At 47.3% G+C, this 12,430-nt stretch carries 10 protein-coding genes and 2 pseudogenes; 11 read left to right on the top strand and 1 reads right to left on the bottom strand.

Annotated features, from left to right (window positions below; all coding sequences use genetic code 11):
* Positions 1-105: 105 nt before the first annotated feature.
* Positions 106-522, top strand: a complete 417-nt coding sequence (locus tag HUN05_04370) for a transposase (GenBank protein ID WDP84475.1) — start codon at positions 106-108, stop codon at positions 520-522.
* A gap of 7 nt (positions 523-529) precedes the next feature.
* On the opposite strand, the gene HUN05_04365 is transcribed toward HUN05_04370, so the two are convergent.
* Positions 530-1,699, bottom strand: coding sequence for an IS4 family transposase (locus tag HUN05_04365; protein WDP87922.1), 1,170 nt, complete (start codon positions 1,697-1,699; stop codon positions 530-532).
* A 956-nt stretch (positions 1,700-2,655) separates the two neighbouring features.
* Between HUN05_04365 and HUN05_04360 the strand changes: the two genes are divergently transcribed.
* From HUN05_04360 to HUN05_04315, 10 genes and pseudogenes are all read left to right on the top strand, one after another.
* Positions 2,656-3,117: a hypothetical protein gene (locus tag HUN05_04360; GenBank protein ID WDP84474.1), complete on the top strand. Its 462-nt coding sequence runs from the start codon at positions 2,656-2,658 to the stop codon at positions 3,115-3,117.
* A 223-nt stretch (positions 3,118-3,340) separates the two neighbouring features.
* Positions 3,341-4,000 carry a response regulator transcription factor gene (locus HUN05_04355; protein ID WDP84473.1) on the top strand — a complete coding sequence of 220 codons (660 nt, stop codon included), beginning with the start codon at positions 3,341-3,343 and terminating at the stop codon, positions 3,998-4,000.
* 36 nt (positions 4,001-4,036) lie between these two features.
* Positions 4,037-5,122 (top strand): GDP-mannose 4,6-dehydratase, encoded by a 1,086-nt coding sequence (gmd, locus tag HUN05_04350; GenBank protein WDP84472.1) that lies wholly within the window; start codon positions 4,037-4,039, stop codon positions 5,120-5,122.
* The gene (locus HUN05_04345; GenBank protein ID WDP84471.1) at positions 5,115-6,146 is read left to right on the top strand and encodes a GDP-L-fucose synthase; all 1,032 of its coding nucleotides are present in this window, start codon (positions 5,115-5,117) and stop codon (positions 6,144-6,146) included. Before gmd ends, HUN05_04345 begins: the two co-directional genes overlap by 8 nt.
* On the top strand, positions 6,139-7,146 hold the full coding sequence (locus HUN05_04340) for an SDR family oxidoreductase (GenBank protein WDP84470.1): 1,008 nt from the start codon (positions 6,139-6,141) through the stop codon (positions 7,144-7,146). The genes HUN05_04345 and HUN05_04340 overlap by 8 nt, the downstream gene beginning before the upstream one ends.
* 25 nt (positions 7,147-7,171) lie before the next feature.
* Positions 7,172-8,461, top strand: coding sequence for a nucleotide sugar dehydrogenase (locus HUN05_04335; protein ID WDP84469.1), 1,290 nt, complete (start codon positions 7,172-7,174; stop codon positions 8,459-8,461).
* A 106-nt stretch (positions 8,462-8,567) separates the two neighbouring features.
* A pseudogene (locus HUN05_04330) lies at positions 8,568-10,183 on the top strand (bifunctional sulfate adenylyltransferase/adenylylsulfate kinase).
* Positions 10,184-11,258, top strand: a pseudogene (gene wecB, locus HUN05_04325) (UDP-N-acetylglucosamine 2-epimerase (non-hydrolyzing)).
* Positions 11,259-11,293: 35 nt separating this feature from the next.
* Positions 11,294-11,479, top strand: a complete 186-nt coding sequence (locus HUN05_04320; protein ID WDP84468.1) for a hypothetical protein — start codon at positions 11,294-11,296, stop codon at positions 11,477-11,479.
* Between the two features lie 447 nt (positions 11,480-11,926).
* Positions 11,927-12,400, top strand: a complete 474-nt coding sequence (locus HUN05_04315; protein ID WDP84467.1) for a hypothetical protein — start codon at positions 11,927-11,929, stop codon at positions 12,398-12,400.
* The last annotated feature ends 30 nt before the right edge of the window (positions 12,401-12,430 follow it).

Raw genomic sequence — 12,430 nt, 5'->3', positions numbered from 1 at the left:
GTAAAGTGCCTATAGTTTTGATTGGTTCAAGTATCATAAAGGCGTTCAAAATTCTGTGTCAGTTGAATGAAAGCTGATATACTCAGCTAAATAAGGAGAACTGACATGACCGAAGAAAACACCGAATTTGATTTTCAAAAAGCCCTTAAAGGCATCCAGGAAGGTAAACCCTTCACAGGTAAGGGCGGCGTCCTTACATCATTAATCAAAAATCTTGCTGAAGCTGCTCTTGAAGGAGAGTTGGAGTCCCATCTCGGGCAGGAAGTTTCTGCCAACCGCCGTAATGGAAAAAGCAAAAAGACCATTAAATCCCTGGATGGTAAATTTGAGCTGGAAACCCCGCGTGACAGGGCCGGAACCTTCTCTCCACAGATCGTCAAAAAACATCAGACAACGCTCAGCGATGAAATTGAAAGAAAGATAATAGCCCTTTACGGCCTGGGCATGAGTTATAATGATATGGCTTCCCATTTACAGGAAATCTATGGACTTGAGATTTCAAATGCCACTCTGAGCCAGTGATGTCCGGTTAGGTTTTTGCTTGCTCAATAATTTTTTGATCTTTGACAATCTTGTCCCTGTTTGAACTATGAGAGCCCTGCTCCTCGCAGCCAAACAGGTCATTTAGAATGGCGGTTCGCAGCTGCCGAACTCTTTTGATCGTGACCTTTTCATTAAACTGTTTTTGGCAATGGATTGCCAGTAACAGGTAAGTGATAAGGCCGCCAAGAATCTGAACCATAAGGCCGTATTCACTGCGGGCAATGAGATGATATACCTTCAGATGTTCTTTCCACCATTTGAAAAAATCCTCAATGGTCCACCGGAGTTTATAAATTGTTGCTATTTGTTCCGCTGTTAAATCATGCCTGTCAGTTGCCACATAGTATTTGACGCCAGCAATTTTATAGCCAACAACCCGAACAGGCCTTTTCGTCTGGTTTTGATTCGGAGTACCAAGTTTAACCAGTGCATCATAAAAAATGTAGCTGTCGGAAGGGGTCTCGTGGTTATCAATAATTGTTCTTGTTGTCCTGGTTTTTATACGGCAGACAAAATGTTTGCCTTGCTCCTGAAGCAGGTCAAATTCTTTATGGGATTGATATCCACGATCCATAACACCTGTTTGCCCCTTGGAAAGTATTTTGGGAACAAAAGTGCGTTCAGCGCCGTTGCCTTCAGTCAAAAAGATTTTGTTTGGGATTCCGTGATTAATGTCAAATCCGCAATGTACTTTGGCTTTTTTACTTCCTTTTCTGTAGTTCGCCCAGTGCATTGAAAGGACTGCATTTATGAGACTACCGTCAATGGAAACCAACTCTCCTAACTCGGCGTGTTCACCCGGATGACACTCAAGAGCCTGTTTATAAAGATCCTCAAAGATAAATTGCAGTTGTTCGAGTCCCCTGTGATTGATGGCTTCACAGAAACTACTACGGCTGATACCACCGTCTGGCGCAATATTTTCTTTAGCAAAAACATTCTCCTTGAGATCCTGAATTAAATGTCGGGCAGACTTGTGCTCCTGAAGATGGAAATAAACCAAAGCATTTATCTGGTCTTCGAATGTCATTTTTAAAGGGCGGTCTCCTCGAGATTGTAATTCCGGTGCTTTTGAAAGTGACTTTATCAGAGGGCACCTGAAATTGTCAAAGTTCAGGGACCGTAGTCGTTTTTTAGGGACTGAGATGTGCGTCATTTGAGTTCCTTGAGTTAAATTTTCAAGGCGCACAAAAATTTTTACGCACATTTGTCAACACAAAACAGACTGTTTTTTCAATGATTTTAGATGCTTTTTATATGCAACAACCTAACCGGACACTACTGAAAAAAACTATATTTTGACAGATTTGTCCTAATTACTTTTATTTAGTTTTTGTTGAGGGTATTTTAGATTGGTTTCCTGGTCGGCCGTTTTTTTGTCTGGTATGTATTTTGCCAGTATTAAGGCAATTGTGAGCATTTTTTAGAATCCTATAATCGGGAATGATGTAACCGACAGGGCGGAGCTATCTCTGTTTTTCATTTGGGACGGGTTTTTGGGCAGGTGGAGACCTTTGCATGATTAAGACATTCTTCGATTTTAGCATCCCGGATCAATTTTTTTTGGCGCCAGGGAGGCCCAGCGGGGTATCGAGCCTTACGACATGAATTTATCTCCGACGGAGGCTTTAATTCCCGGATTCTGTGATCCGGGCGCACCTATCCACCTAAACAGGAATGGAATTTAATAAGTTGACGCCTTTCTTAAATTGGACGCAAACTGCCGAAACATGATATCAATGGTATTCTTTATGATCCTGGGGAATAGAGCCCTCTGTCCATTTTCATGCTGATGGCTGATGCCAAAGTACTGCTCAACGATGTACCGATATTTTGGGATTGCTTTATTGCGTTCAACTTCTGTCTCAGTCAGTTCCCCGGTTTTGGCTTTGCCAGGTTCATAGTGAGCTATCAGCAGTTCCTGAAAAGGCTGCCAGTCAATGGTGTTTTCTCTTTCACGAAGGAACAAGAGGTTTTTGTTTTTATCAGAGTAAAAATAGCAATGTCAGCAAATGAAATACCGTATTCGATCTTTTTGTATGCCATGATGTCTCTCCGAGGTTAAATTAATAGGGAAATAATAATATAGATATTCAATAATTTCAGTTTGATATGGGTAATCTCAACGATAATAATCAAATTATTTGGACGCTTCGAATCAAGCTTCCACACACAGAGTGGGTACGTGTGATGGAGGTTGAACCTGTAACAACTTTTTTACAATTGCATGAGGCTATACAAGATATTGTAGAATTTGATAACGATCACCTATTTGAGTTCTATATAGGCAAGAATTATAGAAACAGGGCCTATACCGTTGGTGGAGAACCCAACTGGGATATGTTTAATCCTGTCAAAACTTACAGCAAGGTTCGGTTATCCAGTGTCTGGCCGTTTCCGTCAGGTTGCAAGCTGTTCTATTTATTTGATTTTGGAGACAACTGGCTGTTCCAGATCAATAAGACCCGACACAAAGACAAACAATCGCAGCCTGGTGTCGTTTACCCCCGGGTCATAGAGGCAAAGGGGAAAAATCCTGAGCAATATCCGGATTGGGAGGACTGGGAAGAATAATTGACTCGTGCAAAGGTCTCTTTTTGTCGAATTCAACATATATCAAACAGAAAGGCCCTTCAATGTTTTAAATTATAATTTCAATGTGTTATACCTGTGCTCGGGTTTGAATAAATGAATCCCGAAAGTTGAGTATTAATCAAAAGTTTTGCCGCGTATGACAGCCTGGTGTCACGCCAACCCCCGGGGCCGAGACCCCGATTTTGTTGAAATAGATTATCAAATGAATAAAATAAAAGTGCTTGTGGTTGATGATCATGAGGTCGTCAGGGACGGGTTGTCAAATTCCCTGGAAGCCCAAAAAGAATTTACAGTGGTTGTCCGGGCCAATTCAGGCAAGGTGGCCCTGGATCTTGTAACCGCCTGCAAGCCGGACCTGGTGATCATGGATGTCACCATGCCGGATATGAACGGCATAGAAGCCACCCGCCAGATCCTTTCCCTTCTTCCCAAGGTTAAGATCGTGGCACTGACCATGCATTCGGCCAAACCCTATGTTCTGGGCATGCTCAATGCCGGGGCTGCCGGGTATCTGCTTAAAACCGCCTCTTTTGAAGAGGTGCTCAAGGCCTTGAAAATCATTTTGGGCGGCACCACTTTTTTAAGCCCTGAAATCACCCACATGGTTGTGGAGTATGCCAAAAACAGGGAATGGGAGGTTGTGGACACCCTGGCGCTTTTATCTGCCCGGGAAAGGGAGGTTCTTCAGCTGATATCCGAGGGTCATACCTCCAAAACCATTTCAAAAAAAATGGGCATCAGCTCCAAAACCGTTGATGTCCACAGGAACAACATTAAGAAAAAATTAAATATTCACACCATTGCAGGCCTTACCAAATTTGCCATTGCAAAAGGGCTCACGGATTTATCCGAGGTTGAGTAAGGTTTGCAGGCTGTTAAGGAGTTTAGAGGTTTGACCATGAAAAAAGCATTAATAACAGGCATTACCGGTCAGGACGGGGCTTACCTGGCAGAGTTTCTTCTGAAAAAAGGGTATGAGGTCCACGGGATTAAAAGACGGGCCTCTCTTTTTAATACAGACCGGATTGATCATCTTTACGAAGACCCCCACACAGACAACCGGAAACTGGTCCTTCATTACGGGGATCTGACAGATGCCACCAATTTGATTCGGATTCTTCAGCAGGTCCGGCCGGACGAGGTGTACAATCTGGCTGCCCAGAGTCATGTCCAGTTCTCTTTTGAATCTCCTGAATACACGGCTGATACCGATGCCCTGGGCACCATGCGCATATTGGAAGGCATCCGTCTTTTAGGGTTGGAGAAAAAAACACGGTTTTACCAGGCCTCCACCTCAGAACTATACGGCAAGGTTCAGGAAGTGCCCCAGACAGAAAATACCCCCTTTTATCCCAGATCCCCCTATGCCTGCGCCAAGCTGTATGCCTATTGGATCACGGTGAATTACAGGGAGGCGTACAATATTTATGCCTGCAACGGCATTTTGTTCAACCATGAATCCCCCATCCGGGGCGAGACCTTTGTGACCCGGAAAATCACCCGGGCCCTCTGCCGGATTCATTTGGGCCTGCAGAAATGTCTCTTTTTGGGGAATATGAACGCCTTAAGGGACTGGGGTCATGCACAAGATTATGTTGAAATGCAATGGCTCATGCTTCAGCAGGAAGCTCCGGATGATTACGTTATTGCCACAGGCGAGCAGCACTCTGTCCGTGAATTTGTGGAATTATCTGCCCAAGAACTGGGCATGGCCATTGAATGGCAGGGCCAGGGCATTGACGAAAAAGGCATCAATTCTGCCAACGGCAAAACCATTGTGCCGGTGGATCCAAGGTATTTCAGGCCCACAGAGGTGGAAACCCTGTTGGGGGATCCGTCCAAAGCAAAGAAGAATCTGGGGTGGGAACCCAAAATCAGGTTTGAGCGGCTGGTTCGGGAAATGACCCTGTCAGACCTTGAAGAGACCAAAAAAGATGAACTCTGCCAAAGGGCTGGGTTCCAGGTGTACGACCGCAATGAATAAAACAGATAAAATTTTTATTGCCGGCGCATCCGGCATGGTGGGGTCTGCCCTTGTCCGGAATCTGATCGAAAATGGATATACCAACCTTGTGGGGACCTATCACTCTTCAATCCGTGAAGAGCAGAAAAAGATGCCCATCACCCTTGTCCGGGTTGATTTAAAAGACCAGGCAGCCGTGGACGCGTTTTTTAAGGCGGAAAATCCAGACCATGTGTTTCTGGCGGCGGCACAGGTGGGGGGGATCCATGCCAACAACACCTGGCCTGCCCGTTTCATCCACAGCAACCTGGTTATCCAGGCCAATGTCATTCATTCGTCTTACACCCATGATGTAAAGCGGCTGCTTTTTCTGGGTTCGTCCTGTATTTATCCCAAAACCGCGCCCCAGCCCATGAAAGAAGAACATTTGCTGACCGGCCTTTTAGAGCCGACCAATGAACCCTATGCCATTGCAAAAATTGCCGGCATCAAAATGTGTGAAGCCTATAACCGGGAGTATAAAACCCGGTTCATGGCGGTCAGGCCGACCAACCTCTATGGCCCAAACGATAATTTTGATTTGGAAACCTCCCATGTTCTGCCGGCCCTGATCCGTAAAATTCACGAGGCAAAGATGGCAGCATCTCCATGTGTTACAATCTGGGGAACCGGCACGCCCATGCGCGAATTTCTTCATGTGGATGATATGGCTGCGGCAAGTGTTCATCTCATGGCGCTTGGCGATGACAAAATTGATCATCACCTGATAAATTATCCTGACCCCTGTTTTGTCAACCTGGGCACAGGGGTTGACTGCACCATAAATGAGCTTGCCCAGACCATAAAAACACAGGTGGGATACACGGGAAAGCTTGTATTTGATCCGGCCAAGCCGGACGGTACCCCGCGCAAACTTTTAGATATTTCCCGGATTAAAGCCTTGGGATGGAAACCGTCCATCCCCCTGGGCCAGGGGATCAAAACCACCTATGAGTGGTTTACCCGATTTTATACTACAACAAAGAAAACAGGATCAAATGATTAAAGCACTTAAAGACAAAAAATACTCTTGGCTGGTCACCGGCGCTGCCGGGTTTATCGGATCAAACCTGGTCGAAACCCTGCTCAAGGCCGGTCAGCAGGTCAGGGGACTGGATAATTTTTCAACCGGGTTTCAGCATAATCTGGACCAGGTGCAGGCGAGCGTGGGAGCGGAGAACTGGAAACGGTTTGAATTTGTAAAAGGGGACATCAGATCCTTGGGCACCTGTAAACAAGTGGTGCAGGGCATTGATTTCATTCTTCACCAGGCCGCTTTGGGATCGGTTCCAAGATCCATTGAAAACCCCATCATCACCAATGAAAATAATATCACAGGTTTTTTAAACATGCTTGAAGCATCAAGGCTTTCAGGGGTAAAGCGCTTTGTTTATGCGGCCTCCTCGTCCACCTACGGGGATCATCCTGGTTTGCCCAAACAAGAAGATACCATTGGCAGCCCTTTATCCCCCTATGCCGTGACCAAGTATGTGAATGAACTTTATGCCGGGGTCTTTGCCTCAACCTACGGGCTGCGCCCTGTGGGCTTGAGGTATTTTAACGTGTTCGGCCGCCGCCAGGATCCCAACGGGGCCTATGCCGCGGTGATTCCCCTCTGGTTTTCCGCATTGATCAAAGGAGAGGACCTGTTCATCAACGGGGATGGTGAGACCTCCAGAGATTTTTGCTATATTGACAATTGCGTCCAGGCCAACATAATGGCCTGTCTGGCAGGGGAAGAGTCTGCCGGGCAGGTCTACAATGTGGCCTTTGGAGAAAAGACTTCGCTAAATGATCTTTTTGCCATGATCCAGACCAGGGTGGCTGCAAAGTTTGCCCATGCAGCCCAGGCAACCCCCATTTACCGGGAGTTTCGTGCGGGAGATGTGAGGCACTCTTTGGCCGACATCTCAAAGGCAAGGCATCTTCTGGGGTATGACCCTCAATATTCGGTAAAACAGGGCATGGATCTGGCCTCTGAATGGTATATGAATTATCTGGGATAAAAAGAGTTAAGGAAACACGCAAACCATGAATAAAGATACAAAAATTGCCGTTGTGGGGCTGGGCTATGTGGGCCTTCCTTTGGCCGTTCATTTTGCACAGAAATTTAACACCGTCGGGTTTGATTTAAAGCAGTCCATTGTGGACAATAGTCTGGCCCATCAAGACCCCACAGGCGAAGTCTCTGCACAGGAATTTCAACAGGCAAAATATTTTATCCCCACCACAGATCCCAACCTTATGTCTGATGCAGACATGATCGTTGTGGCAGTACCCACTCCCATTGACCAGGCCAGGCGGCCCGATCTCGTTCCCGTGGAAAGTGCTGCTGCCACCGTGGGGCGTGTTATGAAAAAAGGCTGTATCGTCGTGTTTGAATCCACGGTCTATCCCGGGGTGACCGAAGATATCTGCGTGCCCATCCTTGAACGAGAATCCAATCTCACCTGGAAAAAAGACTTTCATGTGGGATATTCCCCTGAACGGATCAATCCAGGAGACAAGGAGCACACCCTGACCAAGATCGTCAAAGTGGTATCAGGGGATGACGAGGATACTCTTGAAAAGGTGGCAGACCTCTATGAATCCATTGTAGAGGCAGGGGTGCACAAAACCTGCACTATCAAAGAGGCTGAAGCTGCCAAGGTCATTGAAAACACCCAGCGGGATCTCAACATCGCTCTGATGAACGAGCTGGCCCTGATTTTTGACCGTTTGGGCATAGATACCAAAAATGTGCTTGAGGCTGCCGGATCCAAGTGGAATTTTTTAAAGTTCTTTCCCGGCCTGGTCGGGGGCCACTGCATTGGCGTGGATCCCTATTATCTCACCTACAAGGCCCAGACCGAGGGCTACCATCCCGAGATCATCCTGGCAGGCCGCAGGATCAACGATGACATGGGCAAATTTGTGGTGGAAAAGACCATTAAAATGATGATAGCCTCTTCCCAGCACATCAAAGGGACCCGGGTGGGCGTTCTGGGTTTGACCTTCAAAGAAGACTGCCCGGACCTGAGAAATACACGGGTGGTGGACATCATCCAGGAACTTGAATCCTATGGGTGCGAAACCATTGTCCATGATCCCATGGCAGATTCTGGTGAAGCCGAGGCCTACTATGGGGTGAACTTAAGCCCCTGGGAAGAACTTAAAGACCTGGGCGCCCTCATCCTGGCCGTGCCCCATGCCTGGTACAAGGATCAGCCCCTGGACAGCCTGACCCAAAAACTCGTTCCTAAAGGCTGCCTCATTGACGTGAAGTCGGTTCTGGATCTCAAGGCGGTTGAAAAAACAGGGGTGACCTTCTGGCGGCTCTAATAGAATATTCCGGAGAATACTAAATTTGACAAAATTAAACCCAGACCCACTGGATCTGCTTGTGGGCAAAAAAGAGTACACCCTGCTCAAGGACCTGCTCACAACCATGCCGGATGTCATTCTCAATGACCGGCAGATCAGTGATTTTGAGATGCTTGCCACAGGGGCCTTTCATCCCTTGTCAGGTTTTATGGGCCAGATCAATTATGAGTCTGTTTTGACCGGATGCGCCTGGAATCAGGAGAACTCTGGCCCCTTCCCATCTGTCTGGATGTAACCCAAAGCTTTGCCGACACCCTTGAGACGGGTTAATCCGTGGCGTTGCGGGATACAGAAGGGTTCCCTTTGGGCATCATGACTGTGGAAGATATCTGGCCCGTTGATATTGAAAAAGAGGCCCTATCAATTTATGGCAGCTTAGACAAGGCCCATCCCGGGGTGGATTATCTTTGCACCCGATCCGGAAACTTTTATATCGGCGGAGAGATACGTGCAATGAACCTGCCCATCCATTCTGATTTTAGGCAGATGAGGCAGACACATTTTGAGATCCGCGACCGCCTCCGTAAAATGGGTTGGAAAAGAACTGTGGGATTTTATACCCGCCAGCCCATCCACAGGCCCCAGTTTGAAATGACCCTCCAGGCCATGGGCCGGGCAAAGGCCAACCTGCTTTTACTGCCAGCCGCAGGCATCCCCAAACAGGGGGATTTTGACCATTATACAAGGATGCGCTGCTACCAGAAGGTCGTGCCCAATTACCCCCCTGATTCCTGCATGGTCAACCTTCTGCCCCTGTCCATGAGAATGGCAGGGCCCAGGGATGCCCTGCTCCACATGGTCATCGGGAAAAATTACGGGTGCACCCATTTTGTCATCGGTTATGACCATGCCTCTCCGGGCAATGACAGTAATGATACCCCGTTCTACGAGTATGATTTGGCCACCCAATATGCCAGGCAGGCCTCGGACGAGCTGGGCATAGAGGTGATCTCCTTTGATGAAATGGTTTATCTTCCCTTTGAGGACGAGTTCAGGTTTTCCCATGAAGTCCCCCAAAAGGTGGACACCATTTCTTTTACCGGCACAGATATCCAAAAAAGGATCAGGGCCGGGAAAAAAGTTCCTTCCTGGGCCTCTTTTCCGCAAGTGATCAAGGAACTTCAAAAATCATATCCCCCGCCGTCTTCCCAGGGGGTTACCATTTTTTGTACCGGTCTGTCCGGCGCTGGAAAATCCACCATTGCCAAGATCTTATATGCCAAATTCCTTGAAATCGGCACACGGCCGGTCTCCCTTCTTGACGGGGATATTGTAAGGCGTAACCTTTCATCCGAGCTCAATTTTTTAAGGGAGCATAGGGACATCAATGTAAGGCGCATCGGCTTTGTGGCCCAGGAAATCACGAAAAACCGCGGCATTGCCATCTGCGCCCCCATTGCCCCATATGAAAAAACAAGGGCCGGGATCAGATCTGCCATTGAAACCCATGGCGGATTTTTTGAAGTCCATGTGGCAACCCCTATCTAAGAATGCGAGAAAAGGGATCGAAAAGGCATGTATGCCAAGGCAAGAGCTGGGCTGATCAAGGATTTTACCGGAGTTGACGACCCTTACGAAAATCCGCCCACCCCGGAACTGCGAATCGACACCACCGATCTTACCCCGGATGAAGCTGCCCAGGAGGTTATGCTTTATCTCAGCCAGCAAGGATACATTTAAATGAAAATTTTTCTCATTGCCGGGGCCAGACCCAATTTTATGAAAATTGCCCCCATTGCCCGGGCCTTTGATAATTGCCAAGACCAAATAGAATATAAAATCGTTCATACGGGCCAGCATTACGATGCCAACATGAGCAATGTTTTTTTTGAAGAGCTTGGCATCCGGAATCCGGATTATCATCTGGGTGCCGGCGGCGGCTCCCATGCTCAGCAGACCGCAAAAATCATGACCGGTTTTGAAGAAATCTGTGAAAAAGACCGGCCCGATCTTGTGATCGTGGTGGGAGACGTTAACTCCACCCTGGCTTGCTCCATTGTGGCCAAAAAACTCTGCATTGAGGGCAGGACTTCGCTCCTTTGACTTATCCATGCCCGAAGAGATCAACCGAATGGTGACAGATTCCATATCTGATCTTTTCTTTGTCACCGAAGAACAGGGACTGGAAAATCTGGTTAAAGAGGGCAAACCTCAGGAGAAAATCCATTTTGTGGGCCATGTAATGATAGACAATCTGTTTTTCCAATTGAAAAAACTGGAATCCATGGATACGGTCAGCTTTCCCACCAGCGAATTTAAAAAAGTACATAAAGAATACGGGGTGGTCACCCTTCACCGGCCTTCAAACGTGGATGATAAAAAGACCCTTGAAAGGATTTTTAACACCCTGAATCAGATCTCAGAAAACCTCCCCCTGATTTTCCCCATCCACCCCAGAACAAGGAAAAACATGGAAGCCTTTAATATCACCCCGGGCTCCAATATTGAACTGACAGAACCCCTCTCCTACATGGAGTTTTTAAACCTATGGAAAGACAGCCGTATGGCCCTGACCGATTCCGGCGGCCTTCAGGAGGAGACCACAGCCCTTGGCATCCCCTGTCTTACTATTCGTGAGAATACGGAAAGGCCTATCACCGTGACCCAGGGAACCAATGAGTTGATGGGGACGTCAAAAGAAAAAATGATCACATCATTTGAAAAAATACTGTCCAATTTTTGGAAAACCGGACAAAAACCTCAATTTTGGGATGGTAGGGCTGCTGAGCGAATTGTAAAAGTGATTTGTCAGTAAAGAAAAAATAAGAAAAAGCAGAATGTTCAAAAAAAATGTTAATCTTAATTGCAGCGGCTCTCAATGCCTGTGCTGCAACCGTTGACCTTCTTGGGGCCTTTAATGCAGGCAGCGTACTCTCATTTGGCAACAGCGATGGTTCTGATTTTAATGACCAGACCCAGGTTTATGTAACTTTTACCCAATGGCATCAGGCTGGCCAATATAAATATGAGCTATAACCACTTTGGTCCAATGAGGTGGGATAGTGATACTTATTTTTCCATTAACGGCACCAACTTTGAACCTCTGGTCGATGAGGGCAGCTCCGGGCTTTGGAATTACGATGGTTCAGGTCTTTTATACCCTGGAGAGAATACCCTGGTGTTTAACATCGGGTTTCATGAGAATTTTCTCTGGCACCATGTCGAAGACTTTAACATCACAAGTTTTTTCTGTCCTACGAAGCAGCCCCCATACACACGCCCATCACTTCTACATCAATCCTTATGGGATGCGGAATTATAGGGCTTGCAGGATTGCGCCGGAGACGGTCGCAAAATGAAAATCAGGGGGTGTTGAATAAAACCTTGATTTTTATGGGCTTAATGGCCTAAAACATGTCATGGGCTTGAAGCCGGGTTGGAACGGGCTTTTAAGCTGTCTTACCCCAAAGGCTGGAGCATGGCATGGCAATCAATGAAATAGAAGCAGACAAAAATCAAACCGGTGATGAACCTGGCAAAACCAGGGAATCCACCGGTTTTTTTGCGTCTGACCAGTTTGACCCCTATGGAGAGGATCTGCTGGTGGATGATGTGGTGGGCAAACGGGATAAATGGTCGGTCTCCTGGTCAGATTTGATGATGACCATGTTTGTGCTGTTTACCGTGCTCTATGTTTACCAGGCCGGCAACCGGGAACTGCTTCTGGGAGAGGGGCCCGGGGGCAGCAGGGTTTCCGGGGGCGAGGGGGGCGGTAAGGTTATGGACGTGGATGCCCTGCATAATCCTTCGGACATTTATGACCGGGCCAAACAGGCCTTTTTAGATGAGTTTGTTGATGATTCCATGCGGGTGGACATGGTTTCGGACAAGGCTGTGCGGATCTCCATTGCCGGGGACCTTTTGTTTGATACAGGGCTTGCAGATCTTCGGCCCTAGGCAAGGGAGCGGCTCTGGCAGATCTCGTCT

The sequence above is a fragment of the Desulfobacter sp. genome, from assembly GCA_028768545.1.
In the GTDB taxonomy this organism is placed as follows: domain Bacteria; phylum Desulfobacterota; class Desulfobacteria; order Desulfobacterales; family Desulfobacteraceae; genus Desulfobacter.
The sequence above is the reverse complement of the archived record's forward strand: the minus strand, read 5'-3'. Positions and strand labels throughout refer to the sequence as shown.

Coding starts and splice junctions, on each gene's coding strand:
- HUN05_04370 (WDP84475.1), top strand. CDS start 106: ATGACCGAAGAAAACACCGAATTTGATTTTCAAAAAGCCCTTAAAGGC.
- HUN05_04365 (WDP87922.1), bottom strand. CDS start 1,699: ATGACGCACATCTCAGTCCCTAAAAAACGACTACGGTCCCTGAACTTT.
- HUN05_04360 (WDP84474.1), top strand. CDS start 2,656: ATGGGTAATCTCAACGATAATAATCAAATTATTTGGACGCTTCGAATC.
- HUN05_04355 (WDP84473.1), top strand. CDS start 3,341: ATGAATAAAATAAAAGTGCTTGTGGTTGATGATCATGAGGTCGTCAGG.
- gmd (WDP84472.1), top strand. CDS start 4,037: ATGAAAAAAGCATTAATAACAGGCATTACCGGTCAGGACGGGGCTTAC.
- HUN05_04345 (WDP84471.1), top strand. CDS start 5,115: ATGAATAAAACAGATAAAATTTTTATTGCCGGCGCATCCGGCATGGTG.
- HUN05_04340 (WDP84470.1), top strand. CDS start 6,139: ATGATTAAAGCACTTAAAGACAAAAAATACTCTTGGCTGGTCACCGGC.
- HUN05_04335 (WDP84469.1), top strand. CDS start 7,172: ATGAATAAAGATACAAAAATTGCCGTTGTGGGGCTGGGCTATGTGGGC.
- HUN05_04320 (WDP84468.1), top strand. CDS start 11,294: ATGTTAATCTTAATTGCAGCGGCTCTCAATGCCTGTGCTGCAACCGTT.
- HUN05_04315 (WDP84467.1), top strand. CDS start 11,927: ATGGCAATCAATGAAATAGAAGCAGACAAAAATCAAACCGGTGATGAA.